This window comes from Halobacillus halophilus DSM 2266 (assembly GCF_000284515.1).
Classification (GTDB): Bacteria; Bacillota; Bacilli; order Bacillales; family Halobacillaceae; genus Halobacillus; species Halobacillus halophilus.
Window position 1 is genome coordinate 2,535,314 of sequence record NC_017668.1, and the last position, 19,426, is coordinate 2,554,739.

At 40.2% G+C, this 19,426-nt stretch carries 21 protein-coding genes; 3 read left to right on the top strand and 18 right to left on the bottom strand.

The window, feature by feature from the left end; genetic code table 11:
- Window positions 1–111: 111 nt before the first annotated feature.
- From dnaK to gpr, 8 genes are all read right to left on the bottom strand, one after another.
- Entirely contained in the window at window positions 112–1,941 is a 1,830-nt protein-coding gene (gene dnaK / locus HBHAL_RS12565; RefSeq protein ID WP_014643808.1) for a molecular chaperone DnaK, read from the bottom strand.
- Between the two features lie 41 nt (window positions 1,942–1,982).
- Window positions 1,983–2,525, bottom strand: coding sequence for a nucleotide exchange factor GrpE (gene grpE / locus HBHAL_RS12570; RefSeq protein WP_014643809.1), 543 nt, complete (start codon window positions 2,523–2,525; stop codon window positions 1,983–1,985).
- Between the two features lie 119 nt (window positions 2,526–2,644).
- The gene (hrcA, locus tag HBHAL_RS12575) at window positions 2,645–3,667 is read right to left on the bottom strand and encodes a heat-inducible transcriptional repressor HrcA (protein WP_014643810.1); all 1,023 of its coding nucleotides are present in this window, start codon (window positions 3,665–3,667) and stop codon (window positions 2,645–2,647) included.
- A 98-nt stretch (window positions 3,668–3,765) separates the two neighbouring features.
- On the bottom strand, window positions 3,766–4,905 hold the full coding sequence (hemW, locus tag HBHAL_RS12580; protein ID WP_014643811.1) for a radical SAM family heme chaperone HemW: 1,140 nt from the start codon (window positions 4,903–4,905) through the stop codon (window positions 3,766–3,768).
- 75 nt (window positions 4,906–4,980) lie between these two features.
- Window positions 4,981–6,795, bottom strand: a complete 1,815-nt coding sequence (gene lepA, locus HBHAL_RS12585; protein ID WP_014643812.1) for a translation elongation factor 4 — start codon at window positions 6,793–6,795, stop codon at window positions 4,981–4,983.
- Window positions 6,796–6,885: 90 nt separating this feature from the next.
- Window positions 6,886–7,176 carry a hypothetical protein gene (locus tag HBHAL_RS12590; RefSeq protein ID WP_051005601.1) on the bottom strand — a complete coding sequence of 97 codons (291 nt, stop codon included), beginning with the start codon at window positions 7,174–7,176 and terminating at the stop codon, window positions 6,886–6,888.
- A 23-nt stretch (window positions 7,177–7,199) separates the two neighbouring features.
- Entirely contained in the window at window positions 7,200–8,348 is a 1,149-nt protein-coding gene (spoIIP, locus tag HBHAL_RS12595; protein WP_014643814.1) for a stage II sporulation protein P, read from the bottom strand.
- A 96-nt stretch (window positions 8,349–8,444) separates the two neighbouring features.
- Complete coding sequence (gene gpr / locus HBHAL_RS12600) at window positions 8,445–9,536, bottom strand: GPR endopeptidase (protein WP_014643815.1); 1,092 nt, start codon at window positions 9,534–9,536, stop codon at window positions 8,445–8,447.
- A gap of 160 nt (window positions 9,537–9,696) precedes the next feature.
- On the opposite strand from gpr, the gene rpsT reads away from it, so the two are divergent.
- Window positions 9,697–9,957 carry a 30S ribosomal protein S20 gene (gene rpsT / locus HBHAL_RS12605; RefSeq protein ID WP_014643816.1) on the top strand — a complete coding sequence of 87 codons (261 nt, stop codon included), beginning with the start codon at window positions 9,697–9,699 and terminating at the stop codon, window positions 9,955–9,957.
- Between the two features lie 95 nt (window positions 9,958–10,052).
- Here rpsT and holA read toward each other — a convergent pair whose 3' ends face one another.
- Window positions 10,053–11,075 (bottom strand): DNA polymerase III subunit delta, encoded by a 1,023-nt coding sequence (holA, locus tag HBHAL_RS12610; protein WP_014643817.1) that lies wholly within the window; start codon window positions 11,073–11,075, stop codon window positions 10,053–10,055.
- A 351-nt stretch (window positions 11,076–11,426) separates the two neighbouring features.
- On the opposite strand from holA, the gene HBHAL_RS20910 reads away from it, so the two are divergent.
- Window positions 11,427–11,561 (top strand): YqzM family protein, encoded by a 135-nt coding sequence (locus HBHAL_RS20910; protein WP_014643818.1) that lies wholly within the window; start codon window positions 11,427–11,429, stop codon window positions 11,559–11,561.
- A 40-nt stretch (window positions 11,562–11,601) separates the two neighbouring features.
- On the opposite strand, the gene HBHAL_RS12620 is transcribed toward HBHAL_RS20910, so the two are convergent.
- The 3 genes from HBHAL_RS12620 to HBHAL_RS12630 all read right to left on the bottom strand — a co-directional run bounded on the left by HBHAL_RS12620 (window position 11,602) and on the right by HBHAL_RS12630 (window position 15,057).
- Entirely contained in the window at window positions 11,602–13,866 is a 2,265-nt protein-coding gene (locus HBHAL_RS12620) for a DNA internalization-related competence protein ComEC/Rec2 (RefSeq protein ID WP_014643819.1), read from the bottom strand.
- A complete protein-coding gene (locus tag HBHAL_RS12625; RefSeq protein ID WP_014643820.1) occupies window positions 13,863–14,423 on the bottom strand; it encodes a ComE operon protein 2 in 561 nt (186 codons plus the stop codon). Before HBHAL_RS12625 ends, HBHAL_RS12620 begins: the two co-directional genes overlap by 4 nt.
- Before the next feature lie 70 nt (window positions 14,424–14,493).
- Complete coding sequence (locus HBHAL_RS12630; protein ID WP_014643821.1) at window positions 14,494–15,057, bottom strand: helix-hairpin-helix domain-containing protein; 564 nt, start codon at window positions 15,055–15,057, stop codon at window positions 14,494–14,496.
- Between the two features lie 77 nt (window positions 15,058–15,134).
- Between HBHAL_RS12630 and comER the strand changes: the two genes are divergently transcribed.
- Window positions 15,135–15,944 (top strand): late competence protein ComER, encoded by an 810-nt coding sequence (gene comER / locus HBHAL_RS12635; protein WP_014643822.1) that lies wholly within the window; start codon window positions 15,135–15,137, stop codon window positions 15,942–15,944.
- A gap of 87 nt (window positions 15,945–16,031) precedes the next feature.
- On the opposite strand, the gene HBHAL_RS12640 is transcribed toward comER, so the two are convergent.
- The 6 genes from HBHAL_RS12640 to aroE are packed head-to-tail and all read right to left on the bottom strand — an operon-like array spanning window position 16,032 to window position 19,426.
- Complete coding sequence (locus HBHAL_RS12640; protein ID WP_014643823.1) at window positions 16,032–16,769, bottom strand: class I SAM-dependent DNA methyltransferase; 738 nt, start codon at window positions 16,767–16,769, stop codon at window positions 16,032–16,034.
- A gap of 4 nt (window positions 16,770–16,773) precedes the next feature.
- On the bottom strand, window positions 16,774–17,127 hold the full coding sequence (gene rsfS, locus HBHAL_RS12645; RefSeq protein ID WP_014643824.1) for a ribosome silencing factor: 354 nt from the start codon (window positions 17,125–17,127) through the stop codon (window positions 16,774–16,776).
- 41 nt (window positions 17,128–17,168) lie between these two features.
- Window positions 17,169–17,729, bottom strand: coding sequence for a bis(5'-nucleosyl)-tetraphosphatase (symmetrical) YqeK (gene yqeK, locus HBHAL_RS12650; protein WP_014643825.1), 561 nt, complete (start codon window positions 17,727–17,729; stop codon window positions 17,169–17,171).
- Window positions 17,710–18,285, bottom strand: coding sequence for a nicotinate-nucleotide adenylyltransferase (locus HBHAL_RS12655; protein WP_014643826.1), 576 nt, complete (start codon window positions 18,283–18,285; stop codon window positions 17,710–17,712). Before HBHAL_RS12655 ends, yqeK begins: the two co-directional genes overlap by 20 nt.
- 12 nt (window positions 18,286–18,297) lie before the next feature.
- Window positions 18,298–18,588 carry a ribosome assembly RNA-binding protein YhbY gene (gene yhbY / locus HBHAL_RS12660; protein ID WP_014643827.1) on the bottom strand — a complete coding sequence of 97 codons (291 nt, stop codon included), beginning with the start codon at window positions 18,586–18,588 and terminating at the stop codon, window positions 18,298–18,300.
- A gap of 1 nt (window position 18,589) precedes the next feature.
- A complete protein-coding gene (gene aroE, locus HBHAL_RS12665) occupies window positions 18,590–19,426 on the bottom strand; it encodes a shikimate dehydrogenase (protein ID WP_014643828.1) in 837 nt (278 codons plus the stop codon).

Below are 19,426 nucleotides of genomic sequence, written 5' to 3' on the forward strand. Positions count from 1 at the left end.
ATATTAACATTGACTGGTTTGTTGAAGCAAACATGATGGAGTTCATCCCTACGTGAAAAAAAGTCAAAGCCAAGAAGATCCTGACTTTGACTTTTCTTTTTTTACATATTATTATTTTTTGTTCTCGTCATCGTTAACTTCTTCATAATCAGCATCCACAACATCTTCATCAGCTTCGCCTTCCTGGCCTTGCTGTGCTTCCGCTTGCTGCTGAGCCTGCTCGTAAAGCTTCACAGATAGAGCTTGAACTTGTTCTTGAAGAGCATCTTTCTTCTCTTTAATCGCCTCTTGGTCTTCACCTTCGAGGGCAGTCTGAAGTTCTTCTTTAGCTGTTTCAGCTTTTTGTTTTTCTTCTTCGCTTACTTGCTCACCAAGATCTTTGATCGTCTTATCAGTTGTGAAGATAAGTTGGTCAGCTTCATTGCGAAGCTCGATCGCTTCACGTTTTTTCTTGTCTTCTTCAGCATTTTCTTCAGCCTGGCGAACCATATCTTCTACTTCTTCGTCAGAAAGACCTGAAGAGGATTTAATAGTAATGGACTGTTCTTTATTCGTACCCATATCTTTCGCACGAACATTTACAATTCCGTTTGCATCAAGATCAAAGCTAACTTCGATTTGAGGCACACCGCGTGGAGCCGGTGGAATATCGGTTAGTTGGAAACGTCCTAGTGTTTTGTTGTCCTGGGCCATTTCACGTTCACCTTGAAGGACATGGATGTCAACCGCTGTTTGGTTATCAGCAGCTGTGGAGAACACTTGTGAATGGCTAGTTGGGATCGTTGTATTACGTTCGATCAGTTTAGTCGTAACTCCACCCATAGTTTCAATACCAAGAGAAAGTGGTGTCACGTCTAGAAGGACAACATCTTTCACATCGCCTTGAAGAACTCCACCTTGAATAGAAGCACCAAGTGCTACCACTTCATCAGGGTTTACACCTTTAGACGGATCTTTACCTACTTCTTTCTTGATCGCTTCCTGAACGGCAGGAATACGTGTAGAACCACCAACAAGAAGTACTTTATGAATGTCACTAGCACTCATGCCAGCATCTTTCATAGCTTGACGAGTCGGCTTCATAGAACGCTCAATTAGATCAGATGCAAGTTCTTCGAATTTAGCGCGTGTCAGATTCATTTCAAGGTGAAGCGGTCCAGCCTCTCCAGCTGTGATAAATGGAAGAGAAATCTGAGTTTGAGCTACACCAGATAGATCTTTTTTCGCTTTTTCAGCGGCATCTTTCAAGCGCTGCTTAGCCATTTTATCTTGAGATAGATCAATACCATTTTCTTTTCTGAATTCAGCTACCATGTGATCGATGATAACCTGGTCAAAATCGTCACCACCAAGACGGTTGTCACCGGCAGTAGCTACAACTTCAAATGTACCTTCGCCAATGTCCAGGATAGATACGTCGAACGTACCGCCACCAAGGTCATAGACAAGGATTGTCTGGTCTTGATCTTCTTTATCAATACCATAAGCAAGTGCTGCTGCTGTAGGTTCGTTAATAATACGCTCAACCTCAAGACCTGCAATTTTACCAGCATCTTTCGTAGCTTGACGTTCAGCATCATTGAAATAAGCAGGTACAGTAATAACCGCTTTATCTACTGTGTCTCCCAGGTAATCTTCTGCATAATTCTTGATGTATTGAAGGATGATAGCAGAAACTTCCTGTGGAGTGTACTCTTTTCCTTCTACTTCTACTTTGTGATCTGTACCCATGTAACGTTTGATGGAAAGAATTGTGTTAGGGTTTGTGATTGCTTGACGCTTAGCTACTTCCCCTACTTGACGCTCCCCATTTTTAAAAGCAACGGCTGATGGAGTCGTACGGTTACCCTCTGGATTAGGGATAACTTTTGATTCTCCACCTTCCATTACAGCTACACAAGAGTTTGTTGTACCTAAATCAATTCCAATAATTTTACCCATGGTTTTGTGTCCTCCTTTACCTTACTACATCTAATTTTAATTTACTGATTTACTTTTACCATAGCCGGGCGGATAACCCGATCATTTAGCCGATACCCTTTTTGCAGTTCTTCTACTACAATATTGGAGCCAAAGTTTTCATCTTCGACTTGCATCACGGCCTGGTGGAGATGAGGATCAAACTCTTCTCCTTGAGATGCAATCTCTTCCACTCCCTCTTTCTCAAGAGCACTGTGGAACTGTTGATATACCATTTTGATACCTTCTACAAATTTCTGAGATGCATCTCCATCTACTTCAACCTGCAAAGCTCTTTCGAAGTTATCCATTACAGGAATTAACTCTTCAACTAAGCTTTGGGATCTATATTTCCGATCCGCTTCTCTTTCTTTCTGAGTACGGCGTCGGAAATTATCATAATCAGCTTGAAGACGAAGCAAACGGTTCTGCGCTTCTTCTTTTTCCTCACGCAGCTGTTCCAATTCAGAGCTTTCCTCTACTACTTCTGCTTCTTCATCAGCTGTTTGATTTTCTTCATTCGTTTCATCAATAATTTCTTGATTCTGCTGCTTACTTTCTTCCACGACTTCCACCTCCTAAATTCCAATTCACCGTTAATGACTATAACATGAATTGATATGCTGAAAAAGCAATATACAATAAAGAAGCGATGGGATAAAAAACCGCTCTTTATGATAAAAGGTTAGTACCACCCTTTGAACGTTTCCGTCATGTGTTTAGATAAAACATTCATTAATGAAAACATCCGGTTGTACTCCATACGTGTGGGACCTAACAAAGCAATAGTACCTATTTGGTTATTGCTTAGTTTATAACTAGCTGTGATCAGGCTGCAGTTCTGCATCGCATCAAAAGGATTTTCCTGACCTATTCGTACATTAATCCCTTCCTCACCTGAACGCAGTAAATCTGCGATATCATTCTCCTGCTCGATCGTAGCGTAGAGAGAACGTACTTTATCGAGGTCCCTAAATTCGGGCTGCATCAGAATGTTCGTTTTACCACCAATGTAAAGCTTAGTGCTATGATCATCCAGAAGAGCAGCCTGTAAGTAAGAGAATGCCTGTTCATGCTGGTCCGTATGGGTCTTGAGCAAATCACTAATTTCAGTATGCAGCTTTTCATGCAGCTTCACTAAGGGCACACCTTGAAGACGACTGTTTAAAATGTTAACCATTTTTTCAAGGTTTGAAGGATTTATTTCCACAGGAACGTTGAACGCTCTATGTTCCACGTGACCTGTATTGGTAACCAGAATAGCAATCGCCGATTGATCATTCAAAGGAACGATCTGGAGCTGTTTTAATTTGGTTTCAAACACTTCAGGACCAAGAATAATGGACGTATAATTTGTTAAATCTGACAGAATACCGGCAGATTTCTGCACGACTCTCTCAAATTCAAGCATCTTGTCGTCGAAGGCTTCCCTAATAGTCACTATTTCTTTGTTCGACAGACGTAAAGGAGCAAGAAGGTGATCCACATAAAAACGGTAGCCCTTCTCAGATGGAACTCGTCCAGAAGAAGAATGGGTCTTTTCAATATATCCCATCTCCTCAAGGTCTGCCATTTCATTTCTAATTGTAGCTGAACTAAACGTTACAGCATCTTTTTTAGCAATTGACCGCGACCCCACAGGTTGTGCAGTCAGAATGAAATCATCAATAATCACTTGCAAAATGAGCAATTGTCTTTCAGTTAACATCGATGATCACCTCTGTTAGCACTCGAATAAAGTGAGTGCTAAATCTAATAATAAATTATCAAAAGGGGTTGAGGATGTCAACGGATAACATTTAATTTTTAGTCATCAATAAGAAATTCTTGAAATACTTCATTTCCCAGTATCCGTCCACGTGGAGTTAAATGAATTTTGTCACTTTGCTGCTCAATTAATCCTCTTTTTTTCAAAGATGGAAAAGCCTCTCCAAACACTTCTTCTGCGTCACGATTGTACTTTTCACGAAATCTTGTTAATGAAACCCCGGACGTTTTTCTGAGGCCCAGAAACATTTCCTCTTCCATTTGCTCTTTCACACCTATGGGTTCCTCATGAAGAACTGGTTTCCCGTTTTCCATTGCTTGTTTTACATACGCGGGAAGCGGACGTATATTAATCGTTCTTTTGCCTGGAAGGTATCCATGTGATCCAGCTCCGATTCCGTAATAATATTCATTATTCCAGTATGTCAGGTTATGCTTGCTTTCAAACCCGGGTTTTGCGAAATTACTGATCTCATACTGCTGGACACCGTTTGCCGCGAGCTTCTCCTGAAGCATTTCATACATTTGGGCTTCATCTTCTTCAGGGGGCTTCACTAGAGTACCCTTATTATAACGCTGATAAAACACCGTCTTAGGTTCAATTTGCAGCGAGTAAGAGGAGTAGTGGGGTAAACCGAATTGAAGAGCCTCATCAATCGTCTTTTCAAAATCTTTAACACTTTGCCCGGGAAGAGCATACATGAGATCAATGCTCACGTTAGATAACCCTACCTGCAGGAGACGATCAATATTGGTGTACACGTCTTTCACTCGATGGACACGACCAATTTTTTCAAGCATGTCATCATCGAAAACCTGAACACCTAAGGAAATTCGGTTCACTCCATAATCTTTCAGCATTTGTACTTTCTCCAGATCCAGATCTCCTGGATTTGCTTCAAACGTATATTCTTCGCAAGAAGCTATATCAAAATGATTATGAATCATATCAAGGAGCTTCCTCAACTGTTTGTGGGTCACAACAGTAGGTGTGCCACCGCCGACAAAAATAGTTTGTACTACAGCTTTTTCTCCAGGTACGTAAGTGTGTATTTCCTTTTCTAACGCTTCCAAATATTCATCAGCGAGTTTCTCGTTATAAAAAAACTTTGTAAAGTCACAGTAATGACAAATCTGCTGGCAAAAAGGGATGTGAATATAAGCGGAAGGTATATTCATAGATGTTGTTCCACCTTTCATAAGGAAAACCGCAAGAGATTCACTCCTGCGGCTTTATTCATTATCTTCATTTGATTAATCTTCACTCAGATCCAGCACGGACATGAAGGCCTCTTGAGGAACTTCTACCGAACCAACCATTTTCATGCGTTTTTTACCTTCTTTTTGTTTCTCAAGAAGTTTACGCTTACGGGAAATGTCGCCTCCGTAACATTTGGAGAGTACGTTTTTACGCATCGCTTTAATCGTTGTACGGGCAACAATTTTAGTTCCAATTGCTGCTTGAACAGGGACTTCAAACTGCTGCCTGGGAATGAGGTTCTTCAGTTTTTCAGCAATCAGTTTTCCACGTTCATAAGCAAAATCACGGTGAACGATGAACGATAAAGCATCAATCGTATCTCCGTTCAACAGGATATCCATCTTAACTAAATTAGAAGAACGGTATCCAATCAGTTCGTAATCGAAAGAAGCATACCCTTTAGTCTGAGACTTCAAGGAATCAAAGAAATCATAAACGATTTCTGAGAGTGGAATTTCATATACAATATTAACGCGATTATCATCCAGATATTGCATATCCATGAAATTCCCGCGTTTCCGCTGACAAATTTCCATGACAGGCCCAACATAATCATTAGGAACCATTATGGTTGCTTTTACGAAAGGCTCTTGTACTTCTTCAAGGGTTTGGTTCTCCGGCATCATGGATGGGTTATCCACTTCCTTCTCTTCCCCATCGGTAAGTTTAACTTTATAAATTACACTCGGTGCCGTTGTAATCAAATCGATTTTATATTCGCGCTCAATCCGCTCCTGAATAATTTCCATATGGAGCATTCCCAGAAAACCACAGCGGAAACCAAATCCTAAAGCCTGAGAAGTCTCGGCTTCATATTGTAAAGAGGAATCATTTAGTTCAAGACGTTCAAGAGCATCTCTTAAATCATTGTATTTACTAGCATCTACCGGATACATTCCGCAGAAAACCATTGGATTCATTTTTTTGTAACCTGGAAGCGGTTCTTTGGCAGGATTATTAGCTAAGGTTATGGTATCCCCTACTCGCGAGTCTCCAATATTTTTTATAGAAGCGGTTAAATAACCGACATCACCTACCTGTAATTGTTTTAAAGGGGTTGGTGTCGGTCGGAACACGCCAACCTCATTTACTTCAAATTCTTTTCCTGTTGCCATCATTTTGATCTTGTCGCCGACTTTAATAGATCCCTCGCGTACACACGTGTAGGCAATAACTCCTCTATAGGAATCATAAAGAGAATCAAATATCAGTCCCTTGGTTGGAGCTTTAGCTTCTCCTGCAGGTGCAGGGATGTCGGAAACGATACGTTCTAAAATTTCATCGATCCCTACTCCTTCTTTCGCTGAAGCTAATATAGCATTAGACGCATCGATGCCAATCACATCTTCTATCTCCTGCTTAATCCGATCAGGGTCAGCTCCTGGAAGATCAATCTTATTAATAACTGGAATAATTTCCAGCTCATTCTCTAAGGCCAGATAAACATTCGCCAGGGTCTGGGCTTCAATACCCTGAGCGGCGTCAACCACTAGAATAGCACCTTCACAAGCAGCTAAGCTACGGGACACCTCATATGTAAAATCGACATGGCCTGGTGTATCAATTAAATGAAAAGTATAATCCTCTCCATCATTAGCTGCATAGTTAAGCTGAACAGCATTCAACTTGATCGTAATGCCTCTTTCTCTTTCTAAATCCATCGCATCAAGAAACTGTTCCTTCATTTCTCTTTGCGTTAATGCTTTTGTTTTTTCAAGGATTCTGTCAGCAAGCGTTGATTTCCCATGATCAATATGGGCAATAATCGAAAAGTTGCGGACTCTATCCTGATTATATTGACTAGTCAACTTACATCACTCCTACTTAATTCGGCACACACAACTAGCCTGATTATAGCAATAGGAGCTTGATTATTCAATGTCTAAGCTGAATCGATTCTATGGTGAACCCGGATTGGAGTGTATAAACTCAGCCAGTACCAGAATAATTCCATTGAAGCTTGCGGCCACTCCTTCCCCTATCCCTGCAGCAACTTTCACAATAAACGGAATATCCTCTATAGTTTCAGGGGGAGAGCATGGATGGACGGCGGACGATTTCTCCGGTACTTTTTCTTGAACAATTGAGGCCGGTTCTATCTCTTTTTCCTGACTCTTGTCTATTCCATATAAAGACCCTGCCACAAACAACGTTCCGCTTAACAGAATAGCTAACAGCCACTTCATCATCCATCTCCCCCCCATAACTATTCTTAAGAATCGTTCGATACTTTCTCGGCGTTAAAATAATATTCACTGAACACCTCTGCCATTACATCTGCAGATCGATACAATTCATCCAGGTTATTTTCTACTCCTCCGAACTCTACCACGATTAGATTAGGATCGAGATCCTGATTATATACTCCATCCACTCCAGAACCTTTCTTCGTAATAACTCCACGGCTAATTCCTGGATATTTACTTTCCAAAAGCTTATGCATATCAGACGCGAATTTTAAATTTTGTTCATACTGACTATGTTCAGCTCCAATAACAAAGATAAAGCGCGCATATTCTTTTCCATCGATGTTGACGGTAGTATTCTCTCTAGGAAGGCTGTCCCGATGAAGATCAAAGTAATATTGAAGCGACTCATTCTGGCTCATAGCTTCCTTGATTACAGGTCTCATCGCATCATAGGACTGATAGTGCTTCATTCCTTTTTGTTTTAAGATAGAAGCCACATCAGTAAGATCGACCATTGCACCTATCCCCTCGTTTTCTAAGCTCTCTGCCAGCCGCTTACCTACAAGCGTAATGTTTACTTTCCCATCATAAGCAGTTGAACGATCAGGCAAATGAGGGTAAAAGGATTCCGTGTTATGAGTATGGGAAATGAATACACGATCTTCTTTAATCGTTTGATTACCTTCAGGTGAATCCTGCTGCTTCTCCTCCACATCTCCTTCCTCCCCCTTATGATCTACGTCCAGCGGGGGTTCTGACTCTATAGGAAGGGTTGCAAAGTTTGTACCTTCCCCAGCTATAATGATCTGACTGTTATAAAATGATAGACCAGGAATTTCGCGCCCAAGCAGACTCCTTGGGTCATTAGGCGTTAAGCTTGTCAAAAGTTTGAATGCTAAAGTTGATAAGCCCGGAATACGGTTTTCATCAGGATGAGCTCCTGAAAATGTTCGATTTTCCATTTCAAACAAGTAAATAAACGAACTCCCTTTTAGTTGTGTTGTCCATTCTTGTATTGTATCCGAATACAGACGGTAAGTTGTTTTAGCACCCGTTAACAAACCTATGCCTATAAACAACAAAATCAATACAGCCGTCCCTGCGACCAGCCATTTGGACCATAACCTTATGATATGGGGACGTTTCCTTTTCCATTTTTTGTACTTAGGCATAAGAAAAATCCTCTCCTCATCCAAACTCTATCTAGTAAATGGTATGAGAGAGAGGATTTTAATAGAACCCTCTTCTATATTTAATTTAAACCCTTATTAACGGGAATAAGACTGAGCTTCCCCATCCTCTACACCTGGATGAAGAGCACCGTTTATACCTGAAGCGATCACATGGGCCATGTCCTTGATAAAACCGTCTACTTCCTTTGGGGTTACCATTAAATTATGTCCAAGGGGAGTAAGCACTTCTTTGATCAGCTGTTTTTTTTCTGCTTCTCCAAGCTGACCAAACATTCCAAGTACAGCTTTACTCTGCTCTTCGTTTGGGTAGTCTTCTTCCGTTAATGTTTTTCTTTCAAAAGGATTTAGAGCTGGAGATAATGCATTAGATGGACGATCCTTTTCGTTCCATTCTCTACCAAAATGTTTTAGTAAAAAATCAATCGTATCACTTGTTATCGTTACCGCATCTACAACGGTTGGAACACCGATTGAAATAACAGGAATTCCGTAAGTTTCTCTGCTGATTTCCTTCCGTTTATTTCCTACTCCAGACCCAGGATGAATACCTGTGTCTGACAACTGGATGGTAGAATTAATGCGGCTTATAGAGCGAGAAGCTAGAGCATCGATGACGATGACAAAATCAGGTTTCGTCTCTTCAATTATCCCATTCACCATATCACTTGTTTCAATTCCTGTGACTCCCATAACGCCAGGCGTCACAGCCGAAACTGGGCGGTATCCTTCTGCTACAGTCTCAGGGTGAAGTTCAAATAAATGACTGGTCACCAATACTTTTTCTGTAACCAGCGGTCCTAGAGCATCCGGTGTTACCTGGTGATTCCCCAGCCCTACAAGTAAGCAGCGATCCATTTCCTGTACACCACTGTCCTGTAGCAATTTGCGAAGCTGTCCTGAGAGTGTTTTGGCTAAATTCACTTGAAGGTCTGTATCTTGTTTTCTAATAGCTTGTGATTCGAGCGTAATGTAGTGACCTGCTTTTTTTCCAATACGGGCTGCTCCTTCATCATCTACAGTAACGTACGTAATTTTTATGTCATCTTTTTCATTTTCTTCTACCTTAACCCCGTCATGATCAGACGAATCAGGGTCATCCTTTACATTCATTTCCTGAGCTTCAAGAGCCAAATCTGTGCGTATGACGTATTCTTTTTCATTTTCCATGAAACACCCGCCTCCTTATGCCCATCTTCTCCCATACTCATAAAAACTATGCAAATCTTCATGGAGATGGATAAATCTATTGAAAACAAGCCTCCGCTTTGGTAAAATGTCTCTTGTTCGATATGAATGAGTCTTTTGTTTTTACCTAGGAGGTGAAACCATGCCTAATATTAAATCAGCGAAAAAACGCGTACGCATAAACGATGAAGCCCGTTACCTAAATGCAGCTTTTAAATCAGATATGCGTACAGCTGTTAAACGTGTAGAGAAACTTGTCTCTAGTAATGAAAAAGATAGTGCGAAAGATGCTCTTAGTACAGCTGTTAAGAAAATTGACAAAGCTGTTCAACGAGGTGCCCTTCATAAAAATAACGGGAACCGTACAAAATCTCGCCTATCTAAAAAAGTAAACGCATTATAATACTTTTTTCGTTAATTATGACCAACAAACGATCCTTCCAGTGTATGGGTCGTTTTTTCATGAAAAAGAGCCTTCCGTTTTTCGGAAGGCTCTTTTTAAGATAGGGATTGCATCTGATTTTGTTTGATATGGATCAGCTTATAAAGCATCATTTCAAATGCCAGAGATTTTTCCATCTTCCCTTGTTTTAAGGCGTGATCTGTCTGAGCAAGTTCCGTCATAATATCGTTCAGCTCTTCTAGAGTAAAGTATCTCTCTCTTTTGAGTGCCATTTTTATAACAAATGGATGGGCTTTTATATAATTTCTCATTTGATTTTGCGCATAGCCTTTTTGTTTTAAGACCTTAGCCTGGCTAATAATGCGGAATTGAGAAGCCAGAAGGGCTGTAAGAGCAATAGGTTCCTCGTTCAGTTTTTCTAAATCCTTAAATAAACGAATGGCCCTTCCTAAATCTCTTTCCATGACAGCGTCCACTAATTTTAATCCAGAAGCTTCCGCACTGTGAGAAAGCAGTTGCTCCGCAAGTTCTCTTGTTACCACACCGCCTTCACCTACATTTAATGCAAGCTTTTCCATTTCAGACCTCAGCGCTAACAAGTTGGTTCCCACTTCCTGAGCAAATAGTTCGTGTAAATTTTCCGGCACTGAAATATGTAAATCATTAGCAATTGTATCCACCCACTTAGAAACATCCCATTCTTTTACAGGCTGACATGAAATGATTTCTCCGTGCTTCTTTAGAGCTTTAAATATTTTTTTTCTTTCATCTACTTTTTCATAAGGTGCCACAAGAATTAAAGTGGTGTATTCAGCGGGAGACTGGAGATAATGTAGAAGCGCATCAACATCATGCTCAAATGACAACTTGTCCGGCTTTGCTTTTAAAAATACAGGCTGTTCTCCAATCACGATTTTTCTTTCACCTAAAAAAGGAAAAGTTTCCGCATCCGTTACCAATTCTTCAATTGGCGTTTCCTCCAAATCAAATTGGGAGATATTAAATTCCTGATCTTCTTTTTTTAATGTCTGCTGAATGATTTTATTCTTATTCTCTTGAATTAAATAGGATTCTTCTCCATACAATAAATATACCTGTGACTGCTTAATTTTCCCCATTAGTTAGGTCCTTCCTTTTAAAAAAATACGGCGGCCCCCCCTTCTTAATGGAGGGTCAGTGTCACTATTTTATGGTTGTTTTACATATCTGTCAAAATAGAGACACAGGGCCGCCGTATGAATCATCTATATAAACGTCATTTCAAAAACCCCGGAAGCTTTTGAAGAGGACGATGCTGTTCCTCTCTTGAATATAGTTTGACCCTCTAATCGAGAATTATCTGTGACAAGTCTTGCTAGCTGAGGCAATGAATGAAGCTAAAAGGGAATTTTTTATAATCACTCAAAGTTGAATGTAGATTTTTGCTTAATAATGACTTATACTTAATAATTGAAATAGGAGGGGTCACAATGAACGAATTCAAGAAGGATATTCAGTCCAAAACTAATGACGTTATCGACTCTGGATTAGGGTTTGTATTCTCATTTGTTTTCTTCTTTGTTATTTTCGCAATCGGCATTGTATTCTCTGTTATAGGACAATAATGAATACAAAATTCAAAAAGGCTGCATTTGCAGTCTTTTTTTATTCTCTGCTCGCATTATACGGCAGATAGGTGGAAAACGTTCCTGATGAACCAGAGAAAGTGTACTGCACAGCTCCATGATCTTTAGTCACATACAAACTTCCATATTTTTCAAGTCTTTGAGTTACTTCTCCATGAGGATGTCCATAACGATTATCTCTACCAGCTGATATGAGATTAATCCGCGGCTTAAGCCATTCCACCCACTCTTCAGAACTTGAAGTATCGCTTCCATGGTGGGCCACTTTTAATACATCAGCCTGGATGCCTGGATAAGACTCCATTAGCTCCTCTTCGTTCTCAGTTGATATATCACCAGTAAATAACCAGGTTAACCCTCCGATTTCACTCCATAAAACCAGAGAGTTATCATTAGGGTTACCGGAATCATCTTTGGGGTAAAGCACCCGAAAAGAATGGTCCGCAATAATAATTCGATCTTCAGGTCTTACACGGACAATTTCTACCCCCTCTTCATCTGCTTCATAATAATCACTGACAAATAATTCACTCACACGAAATGTTTCAACCATTGCCTGGACACTTCCGCTGTGATCTATATCCTTATGTGAAACAAATATACCATCAATGGATCGTATCCCACGTGATTTTAAGTAAGGGGTAATAATCTGTTCAACTGTTTTATTTTTATCCTTACTAAAAACAGGCGGCCCACCCGCATCCACTATGATTATCCCTCTCCGATAAGGAAGTTCCACTACAAAGCAATCTCCCTGTCCAATGTCCAGCATTGTCACTTTGCCACCGGGCGAAATATAAGGTAGTACACTAAAGAATAGAAGTACGCATACAGCAATTATCCCGGCTGTAAAACCTCTGAACAAACGTTCCCTTACCCACTCCTTCATCATGAATCCGAAGCAGAATAGATACATAACGATATACAAGGGTTCCAGCTCTCCTACAATCCATTGAATATTAAAGGGAGTACTTATAGTCTGAAGAGTGTGAAGAATTTTTTCGTGGGGGTAAATAATTAATTTAGAGAACCAATATGCAAGTTCGGGAGTGGTCAGACAAACGCAGAATAAAATTAAGAGCAGTGGGATGACAATAAATGAGAAGTAAGGAACTATAAACAGATTGGCAAATAGTGAAAGGGGATTAAATTCGTAGAAATAGGAAAGTTGAATAGGAAGTATAGACAATTGACTAATTAAGCTAATGTAAGCTGACTGTACAAATACAAATGGAGACCTTTCAATAATGGGGAGAGAATAAATTAAACTCATGGTAACTAAAAAAGAAAACTGAAATCCAACATTTGTGAAGTAACCCGGTGACAATAACAATAAGCTTATAGCTACCAGGGATAAAAGATCTGTTATTGGAATTTTTATTTTTATCTTCCTGAAAATCAGGATAAGGAAAGCCATTAGTGAAGCCCGCACCACAGAAGGAGCTGCTCCAGCTAAAAAACAATAGCCCGGAAGCATGAGAATTACAAGTAATCTGGCCTGCTCAATAGTTCCAAGACCCGTACGATATATAAGAATGTATAAGCCTCCAATAGTTAATCCAACATGAAGACCTGATATGGCGAGGATATGGGACAGATTAAAAGCTCTAAACCATTCTATGGTCGATTCCTTAAGGTGCTTAGACTCTCCAAAAATCAGTGCCGCCATCCAGGGGTAAGCCTGAGCATCCACTACGTTTTCCACGTGCACCATGAGGTTATTGCGCCATTCATAGAGATAACTAAGGAGAGATCGATCCTTGCATGATAATCCATCAGTACCTTCGATTTCGATTTGAGAGTATATTTCTTGATTAGCTAAAAACGCCTGGTAATTAAACTGCCCCGGGTTCGTTGCCTTGTCTATCTCTTCTCTATTGCCTTCCAGACTGCAGACCGCTCCATGGTGCCAGGTTTGCGGACGATCCTCTGGTTCCATTTGATTATTGAAAAGAATCACCATTGCTTTCTCTTTTGAATCCTGCAGTGTAACTTCCATTTGAATCGTTTGAGGGGTCTCTTTCACATCTGAGGAGATCGTTGCTGATAGCAGTCCTGTTGGACCTGGTTTAATGGAGGTAGGTGTCAAAGGGGACAAATAATAGTAGCCAAACAGACAAAAACATAGAAGGACAGCAACATACGGCCAGGATTGCCTTATGAAGAAAATCCAGCCGATCACTATACTGAGCAGTAACCAGAACGGCGTTCCTGATAAACGGACAAGTACCCCGCCCAAAACAAAAGCAGTGACGGGGATATGCCAACTTCCTTTTCCGATCATTTTTTTTCCATCAGCTGAAATAAATTCCCAGCTTTCTTTTTGACGCTCTCCACATCAGGATCATTATGATCTTCAAGTTTATCAATCAATTCCTCCACAAGCTTTTGTTGTTCGTAATGCACAGGATCCGTCTCAAGAGGGACTTTCTCGGCTGTGACACCTGCCTGCTCTAATAATTCAATCGCATATGGGTGATTTTTGTAATCTTCACTGTAATATACGGCTTGTATCCCAGCCTGGATAATAGCTTTTGTACAATGCAGACAGGGAAAGTGAGTAACATAAATTTCTGATCCTTCAGCTGCTACACCGAATTTCGCACACTGAAGCAGTGCATTCATTTCTGCATGAATCGTACGCACACAATGTCCATCAATCACATAACATCCTTCATCTATGCAATGAACACCTCCAGAGACGCTTCCATTATATCCGCCGGCAATCATCCGTTTATCTCTTACAATGATAGCTCCAACGGCTAGCCGCTCACACGTACTTCTTGATTTCAAAAGATGGCTTTGAGCCATAAAATACTGATTCCACGAAATTCTTTCCACTATGTAGCCCCCTGTAGATTTTTTATCAGTGTACCCTCCACTTTTTTTTTCGTCAAACAGAGCCACTCCTTTACGGTATTCGAATAAATTCCTCCAGGCTTTCAAGGGTTTTCTCACCAATACCAGATACATTTAATAAATCTTTAGAGGTTTTAAATGGACCATTTTCCTCTCGATATTGAAGGATAGCTGCTGCTTTAGAGGGTCCAATTCCATTAAGGCTTTCAATTTCTTCCAGAGTAGCCTGATTGATTGCAAGTAATTCATTATGTTCTCCGGCTTCTTCATTTGAGACAGAAGGTAAAGCCAGCACAGAAATAACCATCTCATCCTGTAATTTTTGAGCGAGGTTAACACTGGAAGGATCGGCGTCAGCAGTTAAACCCCCGGCCATTTTAATCACACCATCTACTCTTAGTCCTGCTTCTACCGAATAAACCCCCGGGTTGACGACTTCTCCTTTTACATCGACTACAACTTCTGAAGAAGTACTCTCCAACTCCTCCTCCACTACGTGATCGGACTTTTCTACTGTCACTGAATTCTTTTCTTTAGCAGGGTTATTAAATAACATCAATAGTGTGGCCGCTACCACCACCATTATTATCCAGATATAACGCCGCAAAAACCTCATGTAATCAAACCGTCCTTTCATAATTAGAATTCATTAGAATAAAAATAATTAGGTAACTACCTAAGGAGGGGATTCCAGTGAAATGGGGAATCATCGGTACTGGTAATATGGGGAGTATGCTCACAACTTCCTTGGTGAAGAGCGGAGCAGTAAGCGCAAGTGATCTTATTATATACAACCGCACAGCACAGAAAGCTTTAGATTTACAAAAGGACGAAGCTGAACTTACCGTTGCTGAGAATTTAAAGGAAGTTGCGAAAAAAAGTGATATTCTATTCTTATGTGTTAAGCCGCATCACTACAGCCAAGTCTTGAATGAGATAAAAAATGAACTAACTCTGAATCAATGTCTTGTGTCCATTACAAGTCCGGTTTCTGTAGAAGATCTGGAAAACAAAGTTTCTTGTCAGGTAGCAAGAATTGTCCCTTCTATTACGAACCATGCTCACGCTGGCGTAAGTTTATTTACATTCGGATCAAGAGTTACAGGCTCTGTAAAACAAAATTTGTGGAACACATTCGAGTATATTTCAAAGCCGTCAACCATTGAAGAAGACCACATACGGGCAGCTTCGGATATGGTCTCCTGTGGACCAGCTTTCATCAGTTTCTTATTAAAAGAATGGATTGAGGCTGCCGGTGAGGTAACGGGGATCTCTGAGAAGAAAGCTACAGAACTTACGGAAAATATGATGATTGGATTGGGAAGTTTATTATCAAAGGAGATCTTCACTCTCGATGAGTTAATGGAGAAAGTAACCGTTAAAGGCGGAGTGACGGGGGAAGGTTTGAAAGCACTTGAAGCACACATTGGCTCTCTTTTTCAAGAGATGTTTAAGGCAACACAAAACAAGCACAAGGAAGATAAGATTGGGATTGATCTTTAATCATAACCTAAATAGTATAATACGACATAAAAATCGTAAATCCTCTAAAAAAAACAAAAAAGGAGTACGTATTTTACGCACTCCTTTTCATACATTAGTTTTTTGACAGACAAAAAATATCCGTTCTCCGCTGTCCATGATTTCCAATTGAAAATCTGAGCTGATTAACTGGATTTTGAAGCCCGTCTGCACCAGCCATTCACTTAATTGTTCAGGTGAGTAACCTTGCTGAACATGCTGTTCGTCAAATCTTTCGTAATTAGGACCATTTTGCACGAAAAATGTTAGGTCATGTACCATTCGATTTTCAATTTCATCCGGGTCACAAAACCAAATATAAGATAAATCATCATAAACCTCAGCAAAGGTTGCACCAATCATATTATTTTGAATATGATCAATAGAATGCACATCGAAAATAAATAAACCTGAAGGAGAAAGTGCTTCATATATACTGCGAAAAGCTCGAATTACATCTTGCTGATCTGATAAATAATTCATAACATCACAGTAGCTAATGATACATTCCACATCTTTTAGACCGGCTAAATCAGTTATGTCCTGTTGAAGCCATTGAATTTTAGCGGATGAATTCTTCTGATGAGCGACTGCCAGCATATCCTCAGACAAATCAACACCTGTAAGGAGATAACCTTCTTCATTTAGCCGATGTGTTACTTCCCCAGTGCCACAGCCAGCATCTACTATAGACTGAGCATTCGGAAGAAAACGCTCAATCATTTTGTTCGTAAAGTCAACCCAATGATCGTAAGGTGCATCCTTCATCAGCCGATCATATACTTGAGCCATTTGTTGATAGCTCATGCCTTCAGCCTTCTAGCCCCTCAAGAGCTACTGTAGAAGCATCTCCCCAAAGTCGTTCGAGATTATAATAGTGACGTTCATCTTTATGGAAGATATGACAGATCACGTCGTTTAGATCTACAAGAATCCATCGAGCCTGTTCAAATCCTTCCATCCTTTTTACATCAATGCCATTTTCTTCGGCTTGGTTCTTTAATTCTCTAGCTATCGCCTGCACCTGACGCTCGTTAGAGCCTTCACATATCAGGAAATAGTCGGCAATTAAGGATACATCCGACATATCTAACACCACAATATCTGTGGCTCTTTTCTCATCGCATGCCTGTGCGGCTATAGTTACTAATTCTTTACTTTCCATTCTGTTCCTCCCTAGTTCATCTTTGTCTCTTTTACAAAACTCTATATTAAATCATTATATGCATGAAACGTGTCCGGATAAACGGTTCTTTCCTTATTTATTAAAAAAACTGCTGTATTTTTTAATGCAAGCAGACAAGCCTGATCTAAGCTTGTAAGGGATTTATCCCTTACTTCTTCCACGCCGGGAAAATCTCTTCCAGGTTCAATATAATCCGCTAAAAATACCACTTTATCTAACACACTCATGTGCTTTTTACCAGTGGTGTGGCAAGCAATAGCTGAAATAACTTCTGGATCTTCAAGCCCTATTTCCTTTTCAAGCATGTAGGCTCCTACAGGGCCATGCCATAATTCGTGATGGTAGTCAAGTAAATCTTTAGGAAGTCTGCGCTCTTGCTCAATCCATCGCTTCATCTCATCCAAAGGTTTATACTTCGCATAATCATGCAACGCTGCAGCCAATTCAGCTTTCTTCACATCTGCTCCAAAACGTTCAGCCAGTGTAACGGCTTCATCCGTTACACGTATAGTATGTTCATATCTGGATTTCTTTAAAGCAGGTCTTACATAATCTAATGCTTCATTTCGAGTCAGCTGCATATAATTGATGCTCCTTTATATAAAGGTTTACAGATTCAGGAACGAGATATCTTACACTTTTTGAAGAGCTTAGCCTGTTTCTAATACGAGAAGAAGAAATATCAATTAATGGAATTTCCACCTGGTGAACAGGTAGTGGAGGATGCCAGTCGTAACCAGGTCGCTTTATTCCTACAAATTCAACCATAGCGTTTAATTCATCGATCCTGTCCCATTTAGGCAGATGCTCTACCATATCTCCTCCGATAATAAAGAAAAAAGTATGCTCTTTGAATTGTCCCATTAAATACTTCATCGTATCTACCGTATAAGACGTCCCTTTTCTAGTCAACTCTGCATTACATATTTTGAAATGTGGATTATCTTCAACAGCCTTTTCCACCATAGCCAGCCGGTCTTCAGCTGAAACAGCAGCTTTTTGTTTATGCGGTGGAATATGGGAAGGCAAAAACCATACCTCATCCAGTTCCATTTCGCTCCGTGTAAATTCTGCCATAATCAAGTGTCCTTGATGAGGAGGATCAAAGGTTCCTCCTAAAATACCGATTCGTTTCATATTAGAACTCCTTTACGGCAGCTCAATTTGTTTGTTTTCTTTCGATTCTTTATAAAGAATAATGGTGTTACCGATAACCTGAACAATTTGCGCCCCTGTAGACTTGGCTATTTGATCAGCCACCTCTTTGTTATCTTCAAAACAATTTTGCAGGATACTCACCTTAATCAGCTCTCTTTTTTCAAGGGCTTCTTCCATTTGAGTAGTCATATTTTCATTTACCCCTGCTTTTCCTACTTGAAAAATGGGTTGTACATGGTGTGATTCAGCACGCAAATGCTTTTTTTGTTTACTTGTTAACATTCTATACCCCTTTCAGTTTTTTTTCGAAACCTTCCAATAATAAGGAAGCGTCCGGGTTGGTGTCCGTCCATATATGAAAAGCATATACCGCTTGCTGCAGAAGCATTTCATGTCCAAAATGCAGCTTAGCTCCCCTATTTTTAGCCTCTTGCAGAAAACGGGTTTCAAGCGGGCGATATACAATATCACTGACTACTGTCCCCTCTTTCAAATTATAAAGAGGAATGATGGCGGTATGATCATTTGGACTCATACCGACCACGGTTGTTTGTACAATCAAACCATAGTCGTTTAATTGTTCCACTGCCTTATCTAAAGACAATGCTTTTGATTCACTGTTTGTGGAAGCACTTTTTATAACCTCTTCCGCCTTCTCAATTGTGCGATTCGCAATATCAATTTTAGACAGTCCTGCTTCTAAAAGGGCGTGATAAATGCCCCTAGAAGCTCCCCCGCTTCCAATAATAAGAACACGCTGTTCATTATAAAATAACTCTGGATACCTATTCCTGACAGAAACAGCGAATCCTATGCCGTCTGTATTGTAGCCTACCCATCCGCGCGCCGTGTTTTTAACTGTGTTCACAGCCCCTAGTTCACGAGCACTGCTATCGACTTCATCAAGGTAAGGAATAATCTTTTCTTTATAAGGAACGGTGATATTAAAACCATCTAAGCCTTTATCTTTTAGTTCATGGATTTGATGATCGAATGTATCCGGATCAATATCAAATAACTCATAGGTACCTTCCAATCCTTCATGCTCCATAAGCCGTTCGTGGATCCACGGAGATAATGAATGACCAACTGGATGACCAATTAAACCAAGTCTAAGCAA

Bases quoted from the DNA above. Each gene is read 5' to 3' on its own strand.
- HBHAL_RS12630 (WP_014643821.1), bottom strand. From the start codon at position 15,057: ATGAGGTTTTTGCGGCGTTATATCTGGATAATAATGGTGGTGGTAGCG.
- HBHAL_RS12640 (WP_014643823.1), bottom strand. From the start codon at position 16,769: ATGAGCTATCAACAAATGGCTCAAGTATATGATCGGCTGATGAAGGAT.
- dnaK (WP_014643808.1), bottom strand. From the start codon at position 1,941: ATGGGTAAAATTATTGGAATTGATTTAGGTACAACAAACTCTTGTGTA.
- spoIIP (WP_014643814.1), bottom strand. From the start codon at position 8,348: ATGCCTAAGTACAAAAAATGGAAAAGGAAACGTCCCCATATCATAAGG.
- hrcA (WP_014643810.1), bottom strand. From the start codon at position 3,667: ATGTTAACTGAAAGACAATTGCTCATTTTGCAAGTGATTATTGATGAT.
- HBHAL_RS12655 (WP_014643826.1), bottom strand. From the start codon at position 18,285: ATGAAACGAATCGGTATTTTAGGAGGAACCTTTGATCCTCCTCATCAA.
- HBHAL_RS12590 (WP_051005601.1), bottom strand. From the start codon at position 7,176: ATGATGAAGTGGCTGTTAGCTATTCTGTTAAGCGGAACGTTGTTTGTG.
- rpsT (WP_014643816.1), top strand. From the start codon at position 9,697: ATGCCTAATATTAAATCAGCGAAAAAACGCGTACGCATAAACGATGAA.
- HBHAL_RS12620 (WP_014643819.1), bottom strand. From the start codon at position 13,866: ATGATCGGAAAAGGAAGTTGGCATATCCCCGTCACTGCTTTTGTTTTG.
- holA (WP_014643817.1), bottom strand. From the start codon at position 11,075: ATGGGGAAAATTAAGCAGTCACAGGTATATTTATTGTATGGAGAAGAA.
- yhbY (WP_014643827.1), bottom strand. From the start codon at position 18,588: ATGTTAACAAGTAAACAAAAAAAGCATTTGCGTGCTGAATCACACCAT.
- hemW (WP_014643811.1), bottom strand. From the start codon at position 4,905: ATGAATATACCTTCCGCTTATATTCACATCCCTTTTTGCCAGCAGATT.
- rsfS (WP_014643824.1), bottom strand. From the start codon at position 17,127: ATGGAAAGTAAAGAATTAGTAACTATAGCCGCACAGGCATGCGATGAG.
- yqeK (WP_014643825.1), bottom strand. From the start codon at position 17,729: ATGCAGCTGACTCGAAATGAAGCATTAGATTATGTAAGACCTGCTTTA.
- HBHAL_RS20910 (WP_014643818.1), top strand. From the start codon at position 11,427: ATGAACGAATTCAAGAAGGATATTCAGTCCAAAACTAATGACGTTATC.
- gpr (WP_014643815.1), bottom strand. From the start codon at position 9,536: ATGGAAAATGAAAAAGAATACGTCATACGCACAGATTTGGCTCTTGAA.